The following is a 24,561-nucleotide window of genomic DNA, read 5'->3' on the forward strand; positions in this document are numbered from 1 at the left end:
CATGAGTCGCCGCTCCTTACTGGTTCGTGACACGGATACCCGGTGGCCTTCGTCACACCGCCGTGCCGTCACAGGGTCGGGGTGGCCGACGACTTATGGGGCTCAAGGCGCCGCGCGGACGATCCGCGCGGCACGATTCCACAAGCGAGGACGTGTGATGGAACCCCGTATGAACCTGTTCGCGAACGAGACCGGCGCCAAGATCGGCAAGCGGATGTTCGCTGTGAGCCAGGTGATCCACGACTCACCTCTGCCCAAGGCCATCCAGGAGCTTATGCAGCTGCGCGCCAGCCAGATCAACGGCTGCGGCTTCTGCGTCGACATCCACGGCAAGGACGCCGCGGCAGCCGGCGAGACCGCGGCGCGGCTGAACCTGGTGTCCACCTGGCGCCACTCCACCGTGTTCACCGACGCGGAGCGTGCCGCGCTGGCCCTCGCCGAGGAGGGCACCCGCATCATCGACGGCAACGAGGGCGTCTCCGACGAGACCTGGGCCCAGGTCCGCAAGCATTACGACGACGACCGGACCATCGCTCTGGTCTCCCTGATCGCCATGATCAACGCGACCAATCGGCTCGGCGTGATCCTCAACAACCAGGGTGGCGCCTACGAGCCCGGCGATCTCACCACCATCGCCGGCTGACTCTTCCTGTCGCCGGGCCGGCCCTCGGCCATCGCTCCGAACCGGCCCGGCGGCAGAACCACCGCACGCGTCGTCGGCGGGGAAGCCGGCGGGCACAGGACGTGCCGGGTGTCCCGCTCGCGCCGCGCCGGGTCGGACGCTCCCGCCGATCGGCTGCGCCTCCGGAGCGGAGATCTCCTCGCCGCGTTGGAACGGCGAGCGCCCCGCGGCGGGGACCGACGGCACTTGACGACTTCCGGCACTTGTCACCATGACACGCGGCAGACGCGACCCCGAAGGGACCACACGGGTTCTGACGGCCTCGGACTCGGCTCTCACCGGCGCGAAGTTCCGCCGGCCTTCGCCCCCATGGCGGACCTCGATCAAGGCATGGCCGATGGGCGGCGTCCTGTGCCAGGGTGGCCGATATGGACTGGAAGTCTGAGAGCCCGGAACTCTGGTCGTTCCTGGAATCACTGGACCACGGCGAAAAACTGTCCGGCACCGTCGCGGCGATCGAACGGTACGGGGTCTTCGTGGCCTTGGACGACGGTCCCCGGCATCCCCTGTTCCCCGGAGCCGGGTTCATCACGATCCCCGAACTCTCGTGGCGGCACATGGACGCTCCCGAAGATGTCGTCCAGGTCGGACAGCGTGTCTCGTGCGAGTTCCTCCAGTTCGACACCTGCAACGCGGAGGCCAGGCTGTCATTGTGCGCTCTGCAGCCCGACCCACTCCCGGCCTTCGCCGAGCGCATTGGGGTGGGCCAGGTTACCCATGGGACGGTGGACAAGGTGCTCCCGTTCGGTGCCTTCGTCAGCCTTGGAGACGGGGTCGTCGGGCTGGTCCCTTTCGGAGGGGCCTCCGGTCGGCCGGCGACCGAGCGGCCAGAAGACTTCGCGGCCGGCGAGGAGATCGTCGTAGTCATCACGGGCATCGACCTGCCACGCCGGCGGGTCTCCCTCTCCAGGGCGGAGGGGACCCGGTACCCGAGTGCCGCGCCGTCTGTATGACCGCTTCGCCCGTGAACTTCCCCGATCGTCACCCGGGCACACCGAGCCCGGGCGGGCTGCCCGCCGGCCGAGGACTTCCTACTTCAGTGGATGGGACCGCGTCCGTCGTACGGGACGACTGCCGCGGAGTGATCGTCGGCGGGTGAGATGTCCAGACGACCGCGGGCGAAGTGGAAGGCGAACTCAACGGCGTGGCCTTCGAATACCAGCGAAGTGATGGGCCCGTCTTCGTACGGCGGGGTTTCCGAGCCGATGTGGTAGCCGGTGCGGATCACCTCGTCGTCGAGGTCCGTGCTGTCCACGGTGGCGAAGCCCGGGTTCTCCGTGTCGCAGGTGCCGTCGACCCGCAGCTCGTAAAGGATCTCCAGAAGGCCCGGTCCGGGGCAGCTCCAGCGGAAGCGGCCGATGCTGAGGACCGAGGTCATGCTGTCGAGGCGGCTCCACCCCCGCCCGTCGGGGAGGAAGTTCAGTTCGCTGGTCTCCGTACCCCCTACGTCGAAGGGACCGCTGTACCAGTGGCCGAACAGACGGCTGTCGGTCATGCGTGTCACAGTCCCATTGTCCCCCACGCCAGAATGCTCCGCCCAGCGCGCCTGGGCCGCGGGAGCACGCCCCGTGCCACGGTGCCCGGCCGGGGCGCGCACCGGCGGCGGTGGTCAAGGCGCGGCGATGTCGACCGACTTGCTCTTGAACTGGCCGGCGATGACGGTCTTCATCACGCGCTTGCCGACGGGGTTGTTGGTCAGCCTCTGTATGAGGGTGCGAATGGTGATGTCCCGCCGGCTCCGGGGGACGAACATCGGCAGACCTTCCTTGCGGCCGAGGTGCTGCTGGGTGGTGATGAAGAGCCGGAGTCTCTGGTCGTATTCGCGCAGGGCCCGGGGGATGTTGTCCGGGTTGCGCTGCAGGGTGGTGCCGAGAAAATCGGCGCCTGCCAGGGAACTGGAAGCGCCCATGCCGGAGTAGAGGGTCAGACACCAGGCGGAGTCGCCGAGAAGGACGACGCGGCCGGTGTGCCAGGTCGGCATCACCACCTGGTGGGTGGAGTCGAAGAGGACGTCGTCGGCCTTCTCGAACTGCGTCAGCAGGTTCTCCAGCACCGGCCCGGTGGGCTCGGGTCCGAAGGCACGGCGCAGCGACTCGATGGGCGGGCGGTGGAACTGGGCGTCCTCGTCGTCGGTGCGGTAGTTGAAGAGCACACCTGGCTGGTGGTCGGTGAAAGGGAAGAGCCAGACTGAACGGCCGGGCTCGGCCAGGATCATTCCGTCGTTGGGCCGGAAACCTGGCACGGGCTCCTTGAGAACCGTGGCGCCGATGATGTGGTGGAACGGCTGCAGGTAGTCGGAGTCCGGCCCGAAGACGAGGCGGCGGACGGTGGAGCGCAGCCCGTCGGCACCCACGACGAGGCCGAAGCTCTCGGTGGTCTCGGTGGTGTCCTCGCCTGTGGTGGTGCGCAGGGTGACGTCCACGCCGTCGGGGTGCTCGTCGAGGGCGACCGGCGTCGTGCCGTACCGGATCTCCGTCCTGGCCGCGACCTGGTCGTAGAGGGCGGCTTCGATGTCTCCGCGGAGGATGAGGCGGGGCTCTCCGGGCAGGTCGCCGTAACCCATGCCCGGTCGGCGGTGCCCTTCGCGGTCGATGTCGTAGGTCACGCTGGTCGGGTCGGTCCGGTTGCCGATGGCGTCCAGGACGCCCATCCGCTCCGCGGTGGCACGGCCGGTCTCGAACAAGCCGATGAAATATCCGGCAGCACGGCGTCCGGGAGCGCGCTCGACGAGCACGGGCTCCCAGCCGATCTCGTGCAGCCGCATGGCCGTGGCCAGTCCTCCGATATCCATGCCCACGATCAGGGCCCGGGGCTTGTCCATGAGCGTCTCTCCATCGTGTGGGGGTGGTGTCTTGTCGGGGGTGATGTCTGTTGAGGGCTGTGTCTCTTGAGGGCGGTGTCTTCTTGGAGGCGGTGTCTCTTGAGGGCGGTATCTCTTGAGGGCGGTGACGGCGCCCCCGGCCCTGGCCCTCGCGAGCGACGTCACGGGCGGTGCCGTGAGTCCGTCACATGTGGACGGTGGGAGCGGCGTCGGGATCGTGGGCCGGGGCGCCGCGGCGGAAGAGCAGCCCGCAGATGATCATCCCTGCGGCGAAGAGGGCGGCGGACCATGCGTATGCGGTGGAGTAGCTCTCCAGCGTCGACCGGGCGATCAGGTCGGGTGTGTGCTGCTTGCCGGCAAGGAAGTCGGTGGCGGCACCGGCAGCGAGGGAGCTGAGCAGGGCGGTGCCGATGGAGCCACCGATCTGCTGCATGGTGTTGACGCCGGCGGAGCCGACGCCGACGTCTGCCGGGTCGATCCCGGACGTGGCGGCGCTCATGGCCGGAGCCATGATCAGCCCCATGCCCAGGCCGAAGAGCAGCAGTGGCGGCAGGACGTGGGCGGCGTAGGGGGAGGAGGCGTCGAGTTCGGTGAGCCAGACCAGGCCGGCGGCCGACAGTGCCATGCCGAGCGGGACGATCGGCTTGGGTCCGAAGCGCGGAGTGAGGACGCTGGAGGACAGGGTGGCGCTGATCATCACGGCACCGACCATGGGCAGGAATGCCAGGCCGGTCTCGACCGGCGAGTAGCTCAGCGTCTGCTGCAGGTAGTAGGTGAGGAAGAGGTTGACCCCGAACATGCCGGCGGCGGAGATGAACATCGCGATGGAGGCGGCGCCGCGGTTGCGGTCGAGCAGGACGCGAAGCGGCAACAGCGGATGCGCGACCCGGGTCTGGAGCCGGACGAACACTGCGATCAGGACGGCACCGGCGGCCAGGAAGCCCCACGTGCCGACCGAGCTCCAGCCGTCGTGCTCCGCGTTCGCGAAGCCGTGGACGAGGGCGAACAGACCGGCTGTGACGGTGACCGTGCCAGGAACGTCGATCTTGACGCCCTTCTCCCAGCACCACCATCAGCTGGGCCATCGCGATGACCGCGAGTATCAGCCAACGACGGCCGTAATGCCGCGCCGCCGGCCGATCGGCCGGCGGCGGGCCGGCTTCGTTCATGACGGCAGTCACAACAGTCTCCACAAGTACGACGAGAGGGAAGCGGAGAAGTCATCTCCATTTACGGAGCAGTAAGCGGAGATGGCATCTCCGGATAGCTGCCTATAGTGGAGGCATGAGCCGTAGAACCGCCCCCGCCCCGCCCTCTGGCGACACCCCGGCCCGCCCCCTCCGCGCCGACGCCGAACGCAACCGCCGGCGCATCATCGCCGCAGCTCAACAGGTGTTCGCGATCCGAGGACTCGACGTCACCCTCGATGACATCGCCCACCACGCAGGCGTCGGCGTCGGCACGATCTACCGGCGCTTCGCCAACCGCGAGGAACTGATCGAAGCGATCTTCGAGGAGGAGATCCAACGCGTCATCGACGTCGCCGAGGAAGCCCTCACCCACGAGGACCCCTGGGACGGTCTCGTCCACTTCTTCACCAGGTCCAGCCAGGACTTCGCCGACAACCGCGGACTGAGAGAAGTCCTCATGGTCGGCACACACGGCAAGGGCCGGGTCGCAGACGCTCGCGAACGGCTCTCTCCCGCGATCAGTGCCGTCATGGAGCGCGCCCAGCAGCACGGCTCACTCCGCAACGACATCGAGGTGACCGACTTCCCCCTCGTCCAGATCATGCTCGGAGCTGCGACGCAGCTCACCGGCTCCGTCGCGCCCGACCTCTGGCAGCGCTACCTCATCCTGATCCTCGACGGCCTCCGCACGAGCCGTCAGGCCCCGACCCTCCTCCCCCACCGCGCGCTAAGCCAGGAGGAATTCGACCGGACCGCCCCATAGGACTGCTCCGACCGCGTGCGTGGGGTCGCGCATGGCTGCCCCTGCTCCAGGGACGGCTGCCTGTGCCGCCCGTACGCGAGCGAAGTGGATGCTCGTCACGCGGTACCCGGCCACAGCGAGCTGCGGCGGCTGCTCTGTTCCGCACTCCTGAATATCGAGTCCGCTCGCAGGCACCGACGCCCTGACCGAAGATCTTGAGTCCGGTGCCCGCGCCCGGCACATCGCTCACCCACGGCAAGCGACCCCCGGCGGTCGGCGCCGGTTCATCGGCCCCGACCCGAACCGAAGCAGTCACAAGCCGGTTATCTGCGCGGGCGTCACGGGCCTTGAAAGACGGTGCAGGTACCGGACGCCGAACACTGCGGACCGACCTCTCGGAATATCCCCCTGCTCTCGAGCGCGGGTTGATCCTCCTCAAGCACCGAGTCGACGCCTGATCACCGCCCGCCTTCAAGGGTGCGGCACGGAGGCCGCAAGCCCCGGGGAGCACTCGGCCAGGGATCGAGACTCTCGGCGATTCGGCCAAACTCCGGATGAGGACGTGCCCTTGTGCGCTGGGGATCGATGTATCCGGCAACCGAGCGCCGCCGCCTGGGGTCGGCATTCGACTCAGTCCGAAACACGTGTGTTCGAAAAGCGTGGGCCCTCGTTGAACCTGACGAACCCATCCGACGACCGGGCATCGGAGGACACCGTGCACCCTGCCCTCACGGCGCACACGATATCCGGGCGGAGATCCGCGATCTCGCCGCTCGGTGGCGAGCAGCAGGATCGCCCGACCGCTACCGCCTCGCATTCGACCGGAAGGGTGGCCGGCGGGCCTCATCGCAGTGCGGCCGTCTGTCCTGCTCTTTCCCATTACCGCGCCCGCTCGATGAAGGAGCCGTCTCATGGCCCATACCTGCCGGCCCGTTCCGGGCTCCCCACAGGAACGGGAGGAGCCGTTCGCTGCCGCGTCCTGTGCCCGCTGCCGGCCGGGCCTGCCGGACGTCGCGGTGCGGTTGCCGGCCGGCAGGGTGGCGCCGGTGCTGCTGAACCCGGGCACCGGTCCGGGCAGGTAGTGCTCGCGCTCCGGCCGGGCTCCCCCGGCCTCGATGAGGAGACCGTTCGACAGCTTCGTGAGCACGCGGTCGACGGTGCCCTGACGGAGGAAGCTGTGTTCACCGTCCTGCCGGCCAGGCGGCCCGGGGGTGCCGGAGGAGCAGCGGGAATCGGCACTCCGCACCACCGGACACCCGTCCGGGGCTTCCGAGCCTGAATCCGGCAGGCGAGGTGCCACCCGCGCGGGTGCTGCTTCCGCCGGAGGAGTACGTCGCATCGCTACCTAAAATGACCGGATTCGCCTGCGTGTTCTTCACCGACGGAGAGAACCGGCCGGTGCAGTTGCGGGCCACGTATTGCAGAACTCATCCGTGGCAGTTCCCGGGCGGGACGATGGATCACGGCGAGCGGCCCTGGCAGACGGCGCAGCGGGAGTGCCGCGAAGAGACCGGAATCAACGTGGAAGGGCCGCCGCGGCTGCTCGCTTCGGTCTTCGGCCTGCCAGGGGGCGGCTGGCCCTTCAGTACGTCGGGGTGCGTGTTCGACGGGGGCCGGCTCACCGATGAGCAGATTCGATCCATCGCCCTGGACCCGGACGAGCATGACGCGGTGCGGGTTCTTCCGCTGGAGGAGTGGCAACCGCTGATGCCACGGCAGGACTTCGCCCGTCTGGAGGCGGTGATGACGGCGCGGCTGACCGGGATCGCCGCATACTTCGACTCGTGGAACTGGGGGGACAGTTGAGCATCATCCTGATGGCCGATCAGAGGGTGGCGGCGTCTCGCGCGGCGGGACTGTGGCGAGCCGCTCCCCGATGGCCGCACGGGCCTGGTGGCCCTGCTGGCCGATGAGCGCGTGAGCTATCTCGGCGAGGTCTTCGCGTACCTCCGCCAACGCGTCGGCGACCAACTGCTGGACGTCCGGGGCCGTCCACCCGGAGGGCTACGGCTGCCGGTCGTCGAGCGCTACCGGCCACCGGCGCGGACGAACCACTTCGAGCGGCACTCGCAGAGCCTTCGTGGAGCGCACCCGCAGTGAACATCGCAGGCAGTGCGGAGCGCGGCCCGCCGCCACATGGTCACCGCGGGAGATCGCCCCGCACAGCGCCGGCGCCGCCCTCGATCCGACTCTCGTCGACACCGCGGGCGGAGAGCTGGACACGGAAGCACGGCGACCCCGAACAAGCCGACGAGCTCTTCGCCCGGGCCCGTCGGCTACCGAACAGCTCGGCTCCTGCGCCGACGATGCACACCGACAGCTCGGCCTTCCCCCGAGCCCCAGCCCGTCATCGATCTCACCAGCTCCCTCGCCCCGCGACCGCACGCACGCTCCACCACACCAGCTCGAGGAAACCATGAACCACTCGCTCGACTCACCCACCACCGGCACCGCACCACTCGGCGGTCGTGTGCCCGCCCTGCACACTGCGGACCCCTCCCTTGAACGCCGCACGGGCCACTGTCAGTGCGGCGACATCGTCTACGAGATCCTCGGAGCCCCTGACGACCCGCAATTGTGTTCGTGCCGGCACTGCACCCGCATGTCCGGCGGCCCGGCCACGCTGTGGGTGGGGTTCCGCCGGGAGACGTTGAAGTGGATCGGAACCGGTGGTGAACCCGCCTGGTACGCGACCTGGCCCACACTCAGCCGCGGCTTCTGCCCCCGTTGCGCGACCCACCTCATCTCCGTTGCCGCCGACTCGAACATGATCATGGTGAACGCATTCAGCCTTACCGACCAGAGCGGCACAGACCCCGTGGGCCACAGCTTCCGCGAGATGGCCCCGCCATGGATGAAGGTGACCCTCGGTCTCGTGCCCGGCTCGACGGCAACCGGAGAGGCGCACGACGAAGCCGACACCGGCTGATGGGAGCAACGCCGACAGGCGGCCGGGCGACCCATGGGTGATACCCGACGGGCGGGTAGGAAGACCACACCCCAGGCCGACGATCAGCATGGGTGGCTGCGGGTGCCGTTGGCGCCTGCCTCGCTGTCGCGCCGACGTCCGAAACGTCGGCGGGAACGGTACTGCAACAGGAAGGTGAAGTGCGCGCAGACTGATCCCGAGGGGCGGACGATCCCACGTGTTCCGACAACGGCGGTCTCGGCTGGAACCACTTCTCCGGCAGGCACCACCGTCAAGAAGGGCCGGGTGGTCGACACGGCACGGGACGGGAAGGCGGACGTAAGAGCTTGTCCGGCCGCTCGGCTGCGCTCACAGGTCACCGTGCGCTTCGAGTTCGAAACCCCATCCGACCTGATGCATTGTCGGAGCGTGGGGTCACACTGGCCTTCTCATCGTCCAGGAAGGGGTCAGTGTGGCATTCAGGGCCGTGCATGCGCAGTGGGGAACGGTCTTCGCGCACCTGCCGGATCTCGGGTGCGGACACAGTTGGGAATCGGTGTGGAAGACGAGGCCGCCCGCGCCGGTCACCTGCGACGAGTGCCGTCACCCGATGCACGCGAAGACCTCCGGCACCGGTTTGCGCTTCTTCGCCCACGCACCCGGGGCGCCCACGTGCGCGCTCGGTCTGGAGTCCGTGGCCCACCACCTCCTCAAGCTCGAACTCGCCACCGCAGCGCGCGACGCCGGCGCCCACGCCGAGCTCGAAGTCCCGGGCCCCGGCGGCGCTTGGCGGGCCGACGTCCTGGCAACCGATCCCAGCGGGGCCTGGAGGATCGCGCTGGAAGCCCAGCTCGCACCGATCACCGACGCGGACATCACCGCCCGCACCGAGAAGATGCGCGCCGACGGCGTTTCCTCGATCTGGTTCAGTGACCGGCCTCGCCCGCCCTGGCTGGGCACCGTCCCCTCTGTACGCTTGGAACGGCCGGACGGCGAGAAGCGTCTCATCGTCGCTGAGGGCCTTGTGAAGTTCTCCGATCGCGGCTGGGCAGCGGTCCCGGCCTCCCTGTCCCAGTTCCTCACCTGGGTGCTCGACCGCCGTGTCCTCCCGCACACCCCGCGGTCCCCGCTGTGGTACCCGCAGCGCACTCTCACCACGGTGTGGACGGCAACGCACTACGTCCAGGCCGAGGACACCCATCTCGTCGTGGAAGAACGCAGAAGGCGTGAGCACGAGGCCCGTATGGCCCCCTTGCGAGCGGCCCATCAGAAGAAGCGGGACGCGATCCGGGCCAAGAGCGCCATCTCGCGCGCGAAGGCTTCGAGCGTGGCCACCGAGGCCGAGCGAACAGCCCGCGCCACGCGGGCCGGGAGGCTGCGGGAGGTCGCCATCCGCTTCCGTCCGGGCATCGGTCCGGCACTGGCGAAACTGGCCGACGAGCACGATGTCACCGCGACTGTGGGCTGGAGCACCGGCGATCCCCGGTACGCCGGTGGCGTACCCCTCGTCGACGAGGGCGGCGTCCCGGCCGCCGTCTTCGACCCGGACCCAAGGCGTGTCCACGGGCATGCCTTTCGCCTCTTGGCCGGACTCCTCCTGATCTTTCCCAGCCGAACCAGCCAACGGCGCTTCGAGAAGGCCATGAATCTCACCCGGTACAAGCCGATCGACGGCTACCGGACCGAGTTCGTCGACACTCCGCCCTCCCATCCCACCGCCTCCCGCCCGAGCACGTCCGATGTCCTCATATGCACCTGTCCTGACCCGCGGCTCGTCGCAAGGATCCAGAACGCCGAGTACCCCGCCGAGCCGAGCGACCGGATGGGCCCTGCTGCGGCACTTTTCCGCATTCGATGCCGGGTGTGCGGCGGCAGGTACGAGGGACCGTGGCGTCGGACCGGCAGCGCACCCATCAATCGGACGAGTCGCCCGAAGGCATGAGCCGACGACAGCAACGACCTCCTCCACGTACCGTCGTTCCCGGCGCCCTGACGACTCGCACGCGATACCCGGCCCTGGACAAAGTGAACGAGGAAGTCTTCATGGCGCCAGTGTCTCCCCGGCCGCTGACAATGCCGCTCCGGACTGTGGTCCGACTCGGTTTCAGGAACGACAAGCCCTGTTGGAAGGTGGGTCGCATTCGGCGTCCGGGTGTACGCCTGTACGGGTTCGCGCCGCAGTTGCCCCTGCCTCGGAACAGGGGCGGCTGGTTACCGGCTCGGCGGCAACGGTACCGATAGACACAACGCCGATCCCACCATCGGTGCGACTGCTCCTCCCTCATGCAGCAGGGCAGTCGGCGGCGGCATCGTGAGAGTCATCTACGACCAGTTCGGCATCGGCACGGTCGGATCCATGCAGCCCAGGACACATGTGAACACATGCGCCCTGGGCTGCATGGCCACATGCGCTGCACCGCATGTGAACAAGATGCACTCGGCAACCCGCATTGAACATCTGTTGCGGGGTGCGGTCGCTGCTGCGACTACCGCCGGGTCGCTGACCCGAGCGGAGCTCGGGAAGGCAAGGCTCCGACGCCTGCGTGCGCACGGGTGCGACGTCGGGCACATCAGGAGCCTGGACCGGTCTCCCGTGAACCGGTGGTGGTGCGGCGGGGGCAGGATCGCGCGGTCGCGGGGCAGTCTCAGGTGCTGCGGCGCAGGCGGTAGGCGACGGCTCGTTGGGACAGAGGGCCGAGTCCTTGCAGGGCCTGGGCGAGGCCGGCCAGCTGTTCCAGCGAGTCCAGGGCACGGGCGGCGCCTTCGGGGTCGACCCCCTCGTACAGTTCGATCCCGACGAAGGAGGCGGCCGCGGCGCGGGCGAGTCCGGCGGGGTCGGCGAAGTCCGCCAGGGGGGTGGCTGTCAGCAGCCGGGTCAGGACGGTCTCCAGCTCCTCGATCCACAGTGCGAGCCCGGCCGAGGTCGCAGTCGCCAGAGCGGGCGAGGTCTGGCCGGCGGCAAGCAGTTGGCCAAGGACTGCCACCTGACCGGCGGCCCGTTCCTCGGCGTGCATCGCGCGGGCGAAGCTAAGCAGTTCCGTGAGCGAGTCGAGAGCCGCGAGCCTCTCGCGGTAGCGGGCGATGCGCTGCTCAGCGCCGTGCACGCAGGCAGCGGCGAGGAGTTCGTCGACAGAACCGAAGTGATAGAAGATCAGCGCCTGGTTGACTCCGGCAGTGGTGGCGATCGAGCGGGCCGAGGTCTTGGCGATGCCCTGCTCGACCAGGGTGCGCAGGGCGCCTTCGAGGAGTTTGAGGCGGGTGGCCCCGCCGGCCGCGCTCACGCGCGGGCTTCCTCGCGGACGGGCCGCAGGCCGGCACGGGGCCCGGGCCCTCCCGCGTCGACGTACTCGGCGGTGAAGGAGCCTTGGTAGCCGAAGAGGAAGCCGAAGTGCCTATTGGTCACCCGCACCCGGATCCGAAAGCGGCCGATGCTCTCGTCGAACGACTCGCGGACTTCGGCCTCGCCTCCTATCAGTGACGGGACGCGGACGTCTGCGGGGCCCTCGCGGAAGCGGTGCTCGCCGGAGCGGATGAGGAGCGAGCCGTCGGGTTCAGCCCTCATGTGGAGTTCGCTGGCGAGGTGCTGGTGGGTGCCGAGGTAGTCGAGGACGCAGTTGCGCTCAGGACTGAAGACCATCGTGGCGTCGAAGCGGTGGGGGCCGTCAGCCATCTGGAAGGTCCGCACGAAGGTGACGGTCTCGCGGCCGAAGGAGTCCGCATAGGGGAAGTTCTCGATGACGAACGGCACTTCGCGCCCCTCGCGCGGGACGAGGATGTTACGCGTCCCGCCGAGCCGGAGGAACGGCTTGACGAAGAGGGCTCCGTGACGGATCCACTCCATCGTCCCGCGCCCGACGCAGGCTTCGCCGCTGTCGAGCCCGACGGAGAAGCGCCGCCTGATCTCGGGGTGCAGCCGACCGAAGTCAGCGCCCATGTGCGTGTGGAAGATCGAGGTCACGAGTGCTCCAGCGTGGCGAGCAGGCGGGGTGCGCGGACGCGCACGGGCGGGGTGCGCCTGCAGCGGCGCGCGGCGGGGGTCCCGGGCAGCGGGGGCAGCAGCGCAGCCACGGCGGCGGTACCCGCCGCAAGGACCAACGGGGCGATGGGAGAGGTGAGCAGGGCGGCGAGGACCAGAGCCAGGCGCAGGATGCACTCCCCCAAGGCGCGGGCAAGGGCGGCGCGCGGGTGGGTGCCGCGTTCGCACCAGAGCCGCAGCCGGTCGAAGGACCAGGCGGTGGCCCAGCCCATGAGCGGCCGAAAGACCATCCGGTCGGCGACGGCCCCGCAGCGACCCCATCGCGGGCGGTAGTCGTAGCCGGTCAGGAAGCGGATGCCGGTGGGGCCGGGGACATAGCGCCAGTACCCGCTGCCCTCGGCCAGCAGCGAGAGCGGGTGCCCCGAGGAGAAGCGCAGCGCCGAAACACGCGTGCCGTCGGACCGCTGCCGTTCTCCCGCGCTGACTCCGGTGCCGGCGATCCAGAGGAGGGGCAGTAGTCGGGTCGCGTAGCGGAAGTGCTGCGGCTCCCCCTCGGCGCGAGGCAGGTACGAGATCGAGGTGAACCTCAGATCCCAGGACTGGTGCCGCGCCGGCTCCTGAGTTCGCTCCCATACGACGTCCATGTCGGCATCGATCACGGTCTCCACGTACAACCCCACGGCTGCAGGGTCCTCTCCCCCATCGAGTTGAGCGTTCGCTCAAACTGCAGGATAGTTCGTTTTGAGCAAGTGCTCAAGATGTTGGCGGGGCGGTGAAACGTGCTTCGTGTCAGGGCTCGACGGTGGCCAGGCAGGGGAGCGTCCCCCTGAAGCTCGTTGCGTGGGCCGAGGACCGGGCGCACCCCTTACGGCTCCTCCCCGGCATCCCTCAGTTCAGTTCGGAGACACTGCGGGCACGGCCACGCAACGTATGTGAACGACAGGGGGACCGACTTGAGCGCCCCGCCAACAACAGGCGCGAAATACACGCCGGCTGGACGGGACACCTGAGCTTTCCGAGACCAGGCGACACTGGTTACGTGATTATCGAACGCGCGTATGCCCATCTCTCCTCTCACGACGAGGAAACCTGGCCTTGGTCGGTGCCCTGCGTCCGTCAGCTGCTCAGCGAAGGGCTGCGGTTCACCGCACCGGTGACCTTTCTGGTCGGCGAGAACGGCTCGGGGAAGTCGACCCTGGTCGAGGCACTGGCGGAGGGGTTCGGTCTGGACCCCTACGGCGGCTCCCACGACTGGCGCTACGCCTCCCCGCGCGGCAAATCGGCCCTCGGCGAGCGCATGAGATTCGACGCCGCCTCAGGGCGCGGGCGCCGTATGGCCGCCAACTGGTCAGCCCGCAAGGGCTTCTTCCTGCGTGCCGAGACCGCGCTGGACGCCTTGGGCAGGGAGGGGTTCTCGCCGGACTCCGTCAGCCATGGTGAAGGCTTTCTCGCGGCGTTCCGCGGGAAGTTCCTGCACGCCGGGCTCTACGTTCTTGACGAGCCGGAGGCAGCGCTTTCCTTTTCTTCGTGCCTCGAGCTGATCGGGCACATCGACCGGTTGGCCAAGGAGGGCGGCCAGGTCATCTGCGCCACGCACTCCCCGTTGCTGACCGCGCTGCCGGGCGCGGACATCATCGAGGTCGGTGAGCACGGGATGCGCAGGGCCGCCTGGCGGGAGCTCGGCGTCGTGGACCACTGGCGCCGCTATCTCGACGACCCGCACTCCTACCTGCGGCACATCATCGAACCCTGACGTCTCGGTCCGCGACTGATGTGTTCTGACGACCGTTGGCCGGCCTGGGGTGTTCTGACGACCGTTGGCCGGCCCGGGGTGTTGTGACGGGCGGTGCTCGGCCGGGATATTCGCTGGCCGCCGCTTGTTGATGGTGGTCATACTGCCGCGATGGATCCAGTGACTCTCGAGACCCGCCGTCTGGTGCTGCGGGCCTTCACACCTGCTGACGTCGATGCGGTGTACGAAGCCTGCCAGGACGAGGACATCCAGTTCTACACCCCGGTGCCGGTGCCGTTCCGGCGTGCGGACGCGGAGAAGCTCGTCGGTGAGAAGCTGCCCGCTCAGTGGGCCGAGGACAGGGACTACACCCTCGGCGCGTTCCGCAAGGACACCGGCGCCCTGGTCGGCTCGTACTGCCTGACCCTCATCAGCCGCGGCGTCTGGGAGCTCGGATACTGGGCGGTCAAGGAGCAGCGCGGACGCGGGTACTCGGTGGAGGCCGCAAGGGCCCTGTGCGACTGGGGCTGGGCCACGCTCGACGTCCACCGCGTCGAGTGGTGGGCCATGGCCGGGAACACCGGCTCGCGTGCCGTCGCCGAGAAACTCGGCTTCACCGTCGAAGGGACACTGCGCAATCGAAGCATCGCCAACGATGGCAAGCCTCACGACTGGTGGGTGGGCGGACTGCTGAGTCCCTAGACGTCGAGCCACACGTCGACACCCGAGTTGGCAAACCATGCCTCCCCGTCCGGCATTACGAGGTAGACCACCCCGGTCTCCGGCTCGACGCCGAACGATGACCGCTCCGTCGCCTCATAGGGGTCCAGCTGCTCGGTGAGACGGTAGATCAGGCCGCGGGACGTAGGCAGGACCGGATCAGCCTCGCTCTGCATCACGACCCGCTCGATGAGGCGCGGAGCTAGCGGGATGCCCACCTCTACGAGCTGTGCCTTCATGAAGTCCGGGATTCTCCAGCAGGCGACAACGCCCCGTCCGGCTCGCGTGACATGACTGGGACCGGCCCACTCGGTCAGCTGGTCGTACGTCAGCATCGAACGATCCTCTTCCCCGGGCAGGTGCGATCGTGCCCCCCCCCTGACCCTATCGAGCCGACCTGAGGTCCAGGCACGGCCGCACTTGCGGGGCAGCGTTTGTCCATGAGCACGAAGAGGTCACATGCTCCGCCGGACGAGCTCCGGCATGTGGCCACTAAGCGCACGTTCCCTACCGGCGCCGACCGGGGAAGGCCCCTTCGGCCGGGTGAGACCCTGCCCCGCTTCGCCGCATTGGACACCGCCGCCCAGCGACGCTCGGCTTCGCTGCAGAGTTCTCTCCGGCTACGACCGTGCGTACGTAGCCGGCGTGATCGGAGAACTGGGTCCCTCGCCCTGGCGTGAATGTGCAGCCCAGCACATGGGCCTGTTGCCGTAGCCCGTGCAGTGGGCGTCTCATGGCTGGCCGCTTCCTCCAGCCCGTCCGTCGCGTACAGCCCGCTCCACATCAGAGCGAGCTTCACAGGTCTACTTCGCGTACCGGGCAACAGCGTCCTGCATATCGCGCGCGAGATCGCGCCATGCCCGCCACGCAGTTTCGTAGGCCGCTGCCTGCGCCGGGGTCGATGAATCAGCCGAAGGCGATCCGAAACGTTCCCGCAGGTCCTCGACCTGGGCGTGCGCCTCGTCGACCGCGCGCTGTTTCCCGATCAGTTCTTCCAAGGTGTTTCCCACAGCCCTGGACACTAGCTGCGCTCCGCTTCCCGTCAGTGCTTACACCCGGACGATGTGGGGAGACACCACGACGAGCAGCCCTCCGTGTACATCGAGCCGGAGGAGGACCGCGTCGACTACGGCTACCAGGGCAAGTTCCAGAGCGCACGCAAGCACGTCATGCATGTCCTCGCCGACTCCAAGAGCGAGAAGATGCGCGAACGGGCGCTCCGGTCCGTCAGGAGTGTGCCCTACCGGGAGTGTCGCGGCAGCGGACTCCGGCCCGAGGGGCTCGCCGTGGCCTTCGCCGGACATTCCATCGCCGAGATCAACTCGATGCCGCTCACCGAGGTCGCGGCGCTGCTGCGGCCCGTCGCAAGGCGGTCCGAGGCCGACGCCACCACGTCGACCGCCCGGTCCGGGGAGACGACCGAGGTCGTGGTCCGGATCTGTGGCGATCTGGTCGCGCGGGTCGACGTACTGCTCGACCTGGGCCTCGGATATCTCCAGTACTGTTCGGGCGCTCCAAGCCGCTCGATCGCCGCTCGCGCACACCGCACGGCTGGCTGCACCTGAGCGGCGTCTCCCGCCACAATCTGCACGACGTGTCCATCGAAGTACGTCTCTGTGTACTGACAAGACTCATCGCGATGTCCGGTCGGCAGCGCATCAGGACGAAGAGCTCCGCCTCCGGGCACCTGCCGCGGCTGCTTCCGCGCCCACCCCCATCGGTGCCAGGCACTACGCGCCGGTGCCGGAGGACGCCGGCGCCGAGGCCGAGGCCGACAAGTGCGAGGCCTCGTCAGCCGCGGCGCGGAGCCATGTCCTCCGGTGGGGTAAGAATCCACCCCCGGGCACGCGCGAGCAGAACGGCCGGCTCCGGCTCCGCCTGCAGGCACTTGAGCGTGAGCAGCCACCACTGGTCCAGCCGCTCCGCCAAGTTCCGACCGCCCGGCATCTCCTCGCTCAGCGTGCAGAGGCCGAAGAAGGAGTGCACGAGCGTCACGGCCGCGGTAGACGGTGCGACCCCGTCCGCCAGCTCGCCTCGTGTGCGGGCCTGGGCGAGAAGCCGGGTGACAGCCAGGGCCCAGCCGCCGAACGGCGTGGGTACGGGGGACTTCATGGTGCGGCGTTCCGCCCACAGACGCGCGCCCGCGCGCGCCACGACGTCCTCGCTGAGGGACCGTGCGACACCGAAGCTGAGTACGACCAACTTCTCCAGTGGAGGGATGCCGGGGGCGGAGTAGGGGGCCGCGAGTTGTGGCCAGGTGGCGAACTGCTCATGAATCACCGCAAGCGCCAGCTTCTCCTTGCTGGAGTAATGGAAATAAATCGCTCCGCTCGTTTTTCCGGAGTGATCACTTATGTCATTGACACTCGTTCCCGCATATCCTCGTTCGACAAATAGATGTGCTGCTGATTCGAGCAGCTCTTTACGGGTGACGCGGGCCCTGTCCTGCACTTCAGTTCCACTTTCGTTCAAATGTTCCAACAGTTGCGATGAGGGAGCCGGTATCTCCGCACGGAGGGCTCGACCAAAGCGCACAGAAGATCCTATTATTTTTCGACCCGCGCGCGCTTGGGGTGGCCTTCCGTGAATTCGCTTCCTGCTGTGCAGAATCGTTTCGCACGGAGTCTGAACTTGGCCGCGATCGGTACGGTGCCGACCCTGGAGACCGTTGCCCATCAGGCCAGTTGCCTGCTTTACGCGGAGCAGCCCGCCGCGTGCACAGAGGAGGCAGCCATCCTCTTCGGGGATATTCCCGTCACTCGAAATGGTGATTGCGGAGTTCGAAGGGGCCAAATTAACGTAATGCCTACGATGTTTCAGATTCGGCCAAAAGGGACCGTCGCGCCCCTTTGACGCGTACGGAAACGTCACGTGGCGCATGAGTGATGCGACCACGCACACTTCCGCTTCATTTCTCCGAATGGATGACCCATCCAGGCACGCGTCTGCGCCCGTACCGCCGGTCGGCGCAGCCTCTGAGAACGGCAGTCACATGACAGTTCGTCCCATCCTTTCCTGGTCCCCGTCCGCCATCGTCTTCGACTGCGACGGGACCCTGATGGACACAGAGCGACACTGGCAAGAGGCCCGGAATGTCACGTTCCGAGTGTTCGGCGTCAAACCGCCGGCTGGCTTCGCCGACCGGGCCAAGGGCGTGCACTTCACCGAGTGCGGGGCGCTCATGGCTGAGGAGGCCGGGAAGCCTGACCTCGTGAACGACTTCACGGACACGCTCCTCAGCACCTTCACCGCGCTGGTCGACCAGGACCCGGTCACCATGCCCGGAGCCGCCGCACTGGTCCGGCTGGCCGTCGGCCGCGTCCCTCTCGCTGTGGCGAGCAACTGTCCCCGGACGATGGTGGAGTCATGCCTCCGGCGGGCAGGGCTCCTCCGTTGCTTCGACCACGTCGTGGTCGCCGACGAGGTGCTACGGCCGAAGCCGGAGCCCGATGTCTACAGAGAGGCCGCACGTCTCTGCGGCGTACCGCCCGAGCAGACCCTGGCCGTGGAGGATTCGCTGACCGGCATGCAGTCCGCACGGCGGGCAGGTCTCCGCGTCATCGGGATCGGACCGTGCCCGCCCGGTCTGGAGGCGGAGCAGGCCGATCTGTGGGTCAGGAGTCTCACCGAGGACGCACTATTGTCATGGGCCAACCGCCGGATCCGCGCGTAGAGCGGCTCCGCTGCGGACGCCTGACCCTGGCCTGAGAAGGCGGTCAGTCGACGGTCACAGGGTGCGCCAGCGTGTCCACGGTTCCGCTGGCGGATGCGAAGAGCAGGGCGACGCCGACCGCCCCGGGGTCCGGGATGCCCGTCGCCCTTAGACCCAGGTAGCTCGCCCGGCCCCTGCGTGCGTCAGGGACGCCGTGACCCGCACCCCCTGCCAGGCGCCATCGGCCGCCCCCGGCCCAAGCCTCAGCGGGACGCGTGCCCTTCGCCGCCAGCAACGCGGTGGCATCCGGAGCGAGCGCGTCGACCAGTGTCTTGTCCTCAGGTGAGGCATCCCCCACGCGGCGGATGGCGGCCAAGCCCCGGGCGGTGCCTTCGGCGAGCGAGACCGCCGTCAGGTTGGGACCGGAGCCGGCAGCTGCCCGGTCCACACGCGCGCCGGGCAGCTCGTCGAAAATACCCGCATGACCGTGAAGCACACCAGCAACGCGCGCCGCGCGGGAGTGACGGAGGGGAAGGTCACCGCCGCAGCCTCCTGGAAGCCGACAGCCGATGTGCACAAGACGGGCCATGCCCTGCGTCGTCGCGCTGAGCGGCGAGCTCGACCGACATCGACTCGGTGCGCTGCCTCGCCCCTCGTCCAAGGACGAGCCCCCGACGTGCTGCGGGAGATACTCAAGGCTGAACCGGGGAGGCGCTCATGGCAGCCATCAAGAATTAACCAAGTCCGCCCACTTCTGCGGGTAATTGAGCAGCCTGGTTAGCCATGCCACTCGCCCGGCTGACACACTGCGCAGATGATCGACGACCTCCCCGCCGGCCTGAGGGCCCGACACCTTGCCGACGAAGATCATCTCCGCGTGCTCGCCGTACTGGACACGTGGTGGGGTGGCCTGAAGGGGGAGGCTGGGGCTACGGAACGTGCGCTGCTGCTGCCCAGGCTGTACTTCCAGCACTTCACCACCACCAGTTTTCTGGTCGAACGTGGCAGTGGAGAAGTTGCCGCCTTCCTGGTCGGTTTCCTGTCACAGACAGAGCCCGAGACCGCCTATGTGCACTTCGTCGGCGTCGATCCGGCGCTGCACGGGCAGGGGGTGGGGCGTGCCCTTTACCGGGCCTTCTTCGCGCTCGCTCGGTCACACGAGCGCCGTTTCGTGCACTGCATCACCAGCCCGGAGAACACTGCGTCGCGGGCATTTCACACGCGACTCGGCTTCACGGCCTCAGCCGTGAAGCCGGACTACGACGGCCCCGGGCTCGACCGGGTGGCGTTCACCATCGGCCTCTGCCTGGAGCCGACGGCCATCGACTGACGAGTTCGTGCCCGGCCAGCGGTGGGAAGTCCAGCTCTGAATCGTCGAGGATGGCTGCGTGGTGGGGCGGCTATGCGCACGGCGATCATCAGCAACCGGAGGATCACGGGCCTGTAGGTCGCTGCGATCGCTGAACTGGGTCCCGAGATGCGACCGTTGTGGCATGAGCGGCACCGGACGGGGCTTGCGTCCAGGCCACGGAAGCCGTGCGGTGGGCGCCGGTGCGAAGCACCGCATGGCCTTCGTCGACCGGTTCCTGGCCACGCTCGTGCACCTTCGCCATGGGACTGCTCATGGCTTGCCGGCCTGCTGGTTCGGCGTGGATCGTTCAACCGTCAACAGGGCCATCGGCGAGGTGTGACCCCTGCTCGCGGAGCGGGGATGCGCCATCGGCCCCGACGTGCGGCTGCGAACCCTGGCCGAGGTCGTTGACCGTCTCGGCGCGACCGGTAAGACCGGTCCTCATCGACGGCACCGGGATCCCCGGTCAGACCGCCTGATCGGCAATCCAGCGATCGACATCCTTGCCGATGACGGCTACCAAGGACTCGGAGCACAGACCGGCGGACGCGTCGTGACGACCCCCACCACAAGCTCAGGAAGAAAGCCCCGGACAGATATGAGGAGTTGGACGGACGCCGACAGGAAAACCCGCGCCTGTGATGCTCAACATCATTAGGTCAAAGCCCAGTTCGACGGTGCCGGCATGAGAGTTCTCGCTCACCAAGCCCTGCCCCCCACACCGTCACCCCAACCTGGTGGTTCGTAGCCCCCTTGCAGATAACCGAGGGATCGGTGTACGTGCAGGCTAACGCGCAACACGGTAGCGGAGGTAGACGACTCTTGAGCTGAAGGTACGGGTCTCGACCAGTTCGAGATCCACCCTGCGCTCGCGCTGAGGAAAGAACGGAATGCCACCGCCGACCAGCACCGGGTAGACCATGAGCTGGTACTCGTCGATCAGCCCCGACGCGGCCGCCTCGGCGGCGAGAGTCGCGCCGCCGATCGCGATGTCACCCTCCCCCGGCTCGGCCCGCAACCGCTCGATCTCCTCCGACAGGCCGCCGGAGACCAGGCGGGCATTGCCCTGCACCGTGGACAAGGAGGTGGAGAACACCACTTTGGGGAGCGGCTTCCAGAGCGAGATCCACTCGCGCGTCGGATCGTCGGGCGATGGATCCTGGTCGGCGGTCTCCCAGTACAGCATCGTCTCGTACAGCCGTCGCCCCATCAGGTGGACGCCGACCCCTCGAATCTCGTCGATCCAGAAGCGGAAGACGTCCTCGTCGGGAGTCGACCAGTCGAGGCCGCCGTCCGGCCCGACGCTGTAGCCGTCAAGTGAGATGCTCATCGAATAGGTCACGCTGCGCATCAAGAGTCTCCCCTCGGTAACGGTTCGTACCGTACGACCGCCGGACGCAGTAGCCATCGCGACTCGCGAGGTTTCCTGGGCGGATTCAAAGGCGGAATACGACGGCTTCCCGCTGGACGATCTCGATTTCGCATGGGACCGCTCATCCGCCTCAGCCGGTGAAGCGCTTGGGACCGGGACAGGAGGAGCGCATGTGCGACGGTCCGGGGCGTATACAGAAGGGCCTTATGACGGGGCGCTCGGCAGTGGCCCGGTGGTGAGCGCTGTGCCGTGAGCAGCCCGAGGTACCCCGTCGCCCGAAGCCGGTGGCCGACATCGACCGGGTCGACCACCAGGGCCGGCGGGCCGAGCAGCGATTCCGCCTGTGCACCACGAGGTGCGGGAACGGCATGGGCGGGTGTCTTCGGGTGCAGAGGGGGGACTGTGGTGTTGCCAGGGTGGCGGAGGGGCCCTGGCGTGGTTCGGCCGGGGCCCTCCACCACGCTGTGCGGCTGGGTCAGCTCGGCTGGTCGCCGGTGTAACGGTAGATGGCACCGGCGGAGTTGACGCACCATACGGTGCCGTCCGCGGCCGCGCCGATGTCGACCGCGCTCCCGGGGATGCCGATCCAGGGGTTCGCGTCATGACCGGTGTACCGGTAGATCTGGTTGGAGCCGTTCACGCCCCAGACGTTGGTCCTGGACCCGGCCGAGATCCGGGTCAGACCGCCCGAGACGCTGACCCAGTCGGTGGTGCCCTGGTCCCCGGTGTAGCGGAAGATGGCGCCGGCGGAGTCCACGCGGTACACGGTGCCGTCGGCGGCCACGCCGATGTCGACCGCGCTCCCGGGGATGCCGATCCAGGGGTTCGCGTCATGACCGGTGTACCGATAGATCTGGCCGTTGGCGTTCACGCCCCAGACGTTGGTCCTGGACCCGGCCGAGATCCGGGTCAGACCGCCCGAGACGTTGACCCAGTTCACTGCACCCTGGTCTCCGGTGTACCGGTAGATCCCACCGGCTGAGTTGACGTGCCACACCGTGCCGTCGGCACCCACACCGATGTCGACCGCGCTCCCGGGGATCCCCACCCACGGGTTCGCGTCATGACCGGTGAAGCGGTACATCTGACCGCTGCCGTTCACACCCCAGACGTGCGTCCTGGATCCGACCGAGATCGTGGAGAGCCCACCGGAGATGTTCTTCCAATCAGCCATGCACATGCCTTTCAGTTCGACGTTGCATCGGGTACTTCGGCCGCAACGAGAACCACCAAACAGATACACAAACCGATGGACCGAGCAGATCATCCGGAAAGCGACGTTTACGCCTCCCCGGCCCCATGACGCAGAGGCCATGCGCTCTCCTGAAGCATCACGCCAGGCCGGAATCGCCGTAACCCACACGAAGGCCGATCCGGCCTTTCCGTTGACGCCATGAAGAGAGCAGGGGAAGCCGGACCCGCAGCCTCCGGCCGCTGCGCTTCGCGCGCCGTACGAGAGGCCAGGAGCATCCCGAGCGAGCTCAGCCCCCGTGCGGCACGGCCCGAAGGTCTCTCAGGACGGCGCCAGCGGGGCTCCTGCTCCTCGCGGCGACCCTGCGGCCGACGCGACATCCTTGTCCTTCTTTCGAGCAAGCCATGGCGCCCACACCGTGTCAGCCGGTACGGCGGCCGTCACTGCGGCGCTGTCGAGAGCTCTTTGTGCACGCGTGTCCCGCCGCCGGATGAGCCGGCTGATCCGGATCTGAGAGAGGACGGGCGGCGACGGGAACGCGTCCCCGAGAAGGCGGAAAAGGCCCGCCCCCGCTTTGAGCGGAAGTGCCTGACAGTCGAAATGCCAGGTCAGAAGCCTCCCCCCGGCCGTCTAGAAGAAGCCGAGCTTCTTCGGCGAGTACGAGACCAGGAGGTTCTTGGTCTGCTGGTAGTGCTCCAGCATCATCTTGTGGTTCTCCCTGCCGATTCCCGACTGCTTGTATCCGCCGAAAGCGGCGTGGGCCGGATAGGCGTGGTAGCAGTTCGTCCAGACCCTGCCCGCCTTGATGGCCCGGCCCGCCCGGTAGGCGGTGTTGTTGTCCCGTGTCCATACGCCCGCGCCGAGCCCGTACAGCGTGTCGTTCGCCGTCCTGATTCCGTCGTCGAAGTCCGAGAAGGACGTCACGGCGACCACGGGGCCGAAGATCTCCTCCTGGAAGACCCGCATACGGTTGTCACCCTCGAAGATCGTCGGCTGGACGTAGTAGCCGCCTTCGAGCTCGCCCCCGTACTCGATGCGCTGACCGCCGGTCAGGATCTTCGCACCCTCCTGCTGCCCGATCTCGAGGTACGAAAGGATCTTCTTCAGCTGCTCGCCGGATGCCTGCGCGCCGATCATCGTGTCGGTGTCCAAGGGGTGCCCAGGCACGATCTGTTCGGTACGGGCGATGCCCGCTTCGAGGAACTCGCTGTAGTGTCCGCGCTGGATCAGCGCCCGCGACGGACAGGTACACACCTCGCCCTGGTTGAGGGCGAACATGGTGAAGCCCTCGAGCGCCTTGTCCCGGAAGTCGTCGTCCAGCGCCCATACGTCGTCGAAGAAGAGGTTCGGCGACTTGCCGCCCAGCTCCAGCGTGACGGGCTTGAGGTTCTCCGAGGCGTACTGCATGATCAGGCGCCCCGTCGTGGTCTCGCCGGTGAAGGCGATCTTCGCGACCCTCGGACTGGAGGCGAGCGGTTTGCCCGCCTCCGCGCCGAAGCCGTTGAGGATGTTGACGACGCCGGGGGGCAGCAGATCCGCGACCAGGCTCATCCACACATGGATCGACGCGGGGGTCTGCTCGGCCGGCTTGAGGACCACCGCGTTCCCGGCGGCCAGCGCGGGGGCGAGCTTCCAGACAGCCATCAGGATGGGGAAGTTCCACGGAATGATCTGAGCCACCACACCCAGCGGCTCGTGGAAGTGGTACGCGACGGTGTCGTCGTCGATCTCGCTGAGCGAGCCCTCCTGGGCGCGCAGCGCACCCGCGAAGTAGCGGAAGTGGTCGATGGCCAGCGGGATGTCAGCAGCCAGAGTCTCGCGCACCGGCTTGCCGTTCTCCCAGCTCTCGGCGACCGCCAGCTCCTCCAGATGTTCTTCCATGCGGTCGGCGATCCGGTTCAGGACGGTCGCACGGTCACCCGCGGATACAGCTCCCCAGGCGGGGGCTGCCGCGTGGGCCGCGTCCAGGGCACGCTCGACGTCGTCCTCGGTTCCCCGGGCGATCTCCGTGAAGGGGCGGCCGTTGACGGGGCTCGGGTTCTCGAAGTACTGGCCCCGGGCCGGAGGAACATAGGCTCCACCGATCCAGTGGTCGTAACGGGACTCGTACGAGACGATGGCGCCCTCGGTGCCCGGCGCAGCGTAACGGGTCATCTCTGTGGCCTCCCGGATCCGGTGCCGCCCGCCGTTGGACGGCCCTCGCAGGGAGGCTAGGCAGCACGA

General features: G+C 68.0%; 24 protein-coding genes and 2 pseudogenes. 13 read left to right on the forward strand and 13 right to left on the reverse strand.

The features are described from left to right. Positions 1-157: 157 nt before the first annotated feature. Positions 158-643, forward strand: a complete 486-nt coding sequence (locus HED23_RS16515) for a carboxymuconolactone decarboxylase family protein (RefSeq protein ID WP_203184162.1) — start codon at positions 158-160, stop codon at positions 641-643. Between the two features lie 407 nt (positions 644-1,050). Continuing rightward, positions 1,051-1,635: a S1 RNA-binding domain-containing protein gene (locus HED23_RS16520; protein ID WP_203184163.1), complete on the forward strand. Its 585-nt coding sequence runs from the start codon at positions 1,051-1,053 to the stop codon at positions 1,633-1,635. 83 nt (positions 1,636-1,718) lie between these two features. On the opposite strand, the gene HED23_RS16525 is transcribed toward HED23_RS16520, so the two are convergent. From HED23_RS16525 to HED23_RS16535, 3 genes and pseudogenes are all read right to left on the reverse strand, one after another. Then, a complete protein-coding gene (locus tag HED23_RS16525; RefSeq protein WP_203184164.1) occupies positions 1,719-2,177 on the reverse strand; it encodes a hypothetical protein in 459 nt (152 codons plus the stop codon). A gap of 114 nt (positions 2,178-2,291) precedes the next feature. Then, positions 2,292-3,503: an FAD-dependent monooxygenase gene (locus tag HED23_RS16530; RefSeq protein ID WP_203184165.1), complete on the reverse strand. Its 1,212-nt coding sequence runs from the start codon at positions 3,501-3,503 to the stop codon at positions 2,292-2,294. A gap of 184 nt (positions 3,504-3,687) precedes the next feature. Beyond that, positions 3,688-4,563 (reverse strand): annotated as a pseudogene (locus HED23_RS16535) (MFS transporter); the annotation flags it as partial. 224 nt (positions 4,564-4,787) lie between these two features. Between HED23_RS16535 and HED23_RS16540 the strand changes: the two are divergent. The 5 genes from HED23_RS16540 (at position 4,788) to HED23_RS16560 (ending at position 10,285) form a co-directional block, all read left to right on the forward strand. Then, on the forward strand, positions 4,788-5,456 hold the full coding sequence (locus HED23_RS16540; protein ID WP_203184166.1) for a TetR/AcrR family transcriptional regulator: 669 nt from the start codon (positions 4,788-4,790) through the stop codon (positions 5,454-5,456). A gap of 1,329 nt (positions 5,457-6,785) precedes the next feature. Beyond that, entirely contained in the window at positions 6,786-7,241 is a 456-nt protein-coding gene (locus HED23_RS16545; protein WP_203184167.1) for an NUDIX domain-containing protein, read from the forward strand. Between the two features lie 111 nt (positions 7,242-7,352). Further along, a complete protein-coding gene (locus HED23_RS16550; protein ID WP_203184168.1) occupies positions 7,353-7,535 on the forward strand; it encodes a hypothetical protein in 183 nt (60 codons plus the stop codon). A gap of 316 nt (positions 7,536-7,851) precedes the next feature. Further along, complete coding sequence (locus HED23_RS16555) at positions 7,852-8,364, forward strand: GFA family protein (RefSeq protein WP_203184169.1); 513 nt, start codon at positions 7,852-7,854, stop codon at positions 8,362-8,364. A gap of 589 nt (positions 8,365-8,953) precedes the next feature. Further along, positions 8,954-10,285: a competence protein CoiA gene (locus tag HED23_RS16560; protein ID WP_203184170.1), complete on the forward strand. Its 1,332-nt coding sequence runs from the start codon at positions 8,954-8,956 to the stop codon at positions 10,283-10,285. A gap of 703 nt (positions 10,286-10,988) precedes the next feature. Here the strand turns inward: HED23_RS16560 and HED23_RS16565 are convergent. The 3 genes from HED23_RS16565 to HED23_RS16575 are packed head-to-tail and all read right to left on the reverse strand — an operon-like array spanning position 10,989 to position 12,999. Further along, positions 10,989-11,624 carry a TetR/AcrR family transcriptional regulator gene (locus tag HED23_RS16565; RefSeq protein WP_203184171.1) on the reverse strand — a complete coding sequence of 212 codons (636 nt, stop codon included), beginning with the start codon at positions 11,622-11,624 and terminating at the stop codon, positions 10,989-10,991. Next, the gene (locus HED23_RS16570; RefSeq protein WP_203184172.1) at positions 11,621-12,301 is read right to left on the reverse strand and encodes a DUF4166 domain-containing protein; all 681 of its coding nucleotides are present in this window, start codon (positions 12,299-12,301) and stop codon (positions 11,621-11,623) included. Before HED23_RS16570 ends, HED23_RS16565 begins: the two co-directional genes overlap by 4 nt. Continuing rightward, positions 12,298-12,999, reverse strand: coding sequence for a hypothetical protein (locus tag HED23_RS16575; protein WP_203184173.1), 702 nt, complete (start codon positions 12,997-12,999; stop codon positions 12,298-12,300). The genes HED23_RS16570 and HED23_RS16575 overlap by 4 nt, the downstream gene beginning before the upstream one ends. Positions 13,000-13,358: 359 nt before the next feature. Between HED23_RS16575 and HED23_RS16580 the strand changes: the two genes are divergently transcribed. Next, entirely contained in the window at positions 13,359-14,072 is a 714-nt protein-coding gene (locus HED23_RS16580) for an AAA family ATPase (protein ID WP_203184174.1), read from the forward strand. A gap of 150 nt (positions 14,073-14,222) precedes the next feature. After that, a complete protein-coding gene (locus tag HED23_RS16585) occupies positions 14,223-14,753 on the forward strand; it encodes a GNAT family N-acetyltransferase (RefSeq protein WP_203184175.1) in 531 nt (176 codons plus the stop codon). Here HED23_RS16585 and HED23_RS16590 read toward each other — a convergent pair. Continuing rightward, positions 14,750-15,106, reverse strand: a complete 357-nt coding sequence (locus HED23_RS16590) for an SUKH-4 family immunity protein (protein ID WP_203184176.1) — start codon at positions 15,104-15,106, stop codon at positions 14,750-14,752. The two genes, HED23_RS16585 and HED23_RS16590, sit on opposite strands and share 4 nt — an antisense overlap. A gap of 468 nt (positions 15,107-15,574) precedes the next feature. Continuing rightward, entirely contained in the window at positions 15,575-15,769 is a 195-nt protein-coding gene (locus tag HED23_RS16595; protein ID WP_238441993.1) for a hypothetical protein, read from the reverse strand. Between the two features lie 81 nt (positions 15,770-15,850). On the opposite strand from HED23_RS16595, the pseudogene HED23_RS16600 reads away from it, so the two are divergent. Next, a pseudogene (locus HED23_RS16600) lies at positions 15,851-16,419 on the forward strand (hypothetical protein); the annotation flags it as partial. A gap of 143 nt (positions 16,420-16,562) precedes the next feature. On the opposite strand, the gene HED23_RS16605 reads toward HED23_RS16600, so the two are convergent. Next, entirely contained in the window at positions 16,563-17,222 is a 660-nt protein-coding gene (locus tag HED23_RS16605) for a ScbR family autoregulator-binding transcription factor (protein ID WP_203184177.1), read from the reverse strand. A 541-nt stretch (positions 17,223-17,763) separates the two neighbouring features. On the opposite strand from HED23_RS16605, the gene HED23_RS16610 reads away from it, so the two are divergent. Beyond that, positions 17,764-18,444 carry an HAD family hydrolase gene (locus HED23_RS16610; RefSeq protein WP_203184178.1) on the forward strand — a complete coding sequence of 227 codons (681 nt, stop codon included), beginning with the start codon at positions 17,764-17,766 and terminating at the stop codon, positions 18,442-18,444. Between the two features lie 43 nt (positions 18,445-18,487). Here the strand turns inward: HED23_RS16610 and HED23_RS16615 are convergent, their stop codons facing one another. Further along, positions 18,488-18,919, reverse strand: coding sequence for a DAK2 domain-containing protein (locus HED23_RS16615; RefSeq protein WP_238441994.1), 432 nt, complete (start codon positions 18,917-18,919; stop codon positions 18,488-18,490). 318 nt (positions 18,920-19,237) lie between these two features. On the opposite strand from HED23_RS16615, the gene HED23_RS16620 reads away from it, so the two are divergent. Beyond that, the gene (locus tag HED23_RS16620; protein WP_203184180.1) at positions 19,238-19,753 is read left to right on the forward strand and encodes a GNAT family N-acetyltransferase; all 516 of its coding nucleotides are present in this window, start codon (positions 19,238-19,240) and stop codon (positions 19,751-19,753) included. Between the two features lie 163 nt (positions 19,754-19,916). Next, on the forward strand, positions 19,917-20,114 hold the full coding sequence (locus HED23_RS35205; protein ID WP_238441995.1) for a helix-turn-helix domain-containing protein: 198 nt from the start codon (positions 19,917-19,919) through the stop codon (positions 20,112-20,114). A gap of 447 nt (positions 20,115-20,561) precedes the next feature. On the opposite strand, the gene HED23_RS16630 is transcribed toward HED23_RS35205, so the two are convergent. The 3 genes from HED23_RS16630 to HED23_RS16640 form a co-directional block, all read right to left on the reverse strand. Next, a complete protein-coding gene (locus HED23_RS16630) occupies positions 20,562-21,125 on the reverse strand; it encodes a dihydrofolate reductase family protein (protein WP_203184181.1) in 564 nt (187 codons plus the stop codon). 496 nt (positions 21,126-21,621) lie between these two features. Further along, the gene (locus tag HED23_RS16635) at positions 21,622-22,320 is read right to left on the reverse strand and encodes a tectonin domain-containing protein (protein WP_203184182.1); all 699 of its coding nucleotides are present in this window, start codon (positions 22,318-22,320) and stop codon (positions 21,622-21,624) included. A 648-nt stretch (positions 22,321-22,968) separates the two neighbouring features. Continuing rightward, the gene (locus HED23_RS16640; RefSeq protein WP_203184183.1) at positions 22,969-24,492 is read right to left on the reverse strand and encodes an aldehyde dehydrogenase family protein; all 1,524 of its coding nucleotides are present in this window, start codon (positions 24,490-24,492) and stop codon (positions 22,969-22,971) included. Positions 24,493-24,561 lie beyond the last annotated feature (69 nt).

Origin of the sequence: Streptomyces pratensis (assembly GCF_016804005.1) — a bacterium.
GTDB classification, from domain to species: Bacteria; Actinomycetota; Actinomycetes; order Streptomycetales; family Streptomycetaceae; genus Streptomyces; species Streptomyces pratensis_A.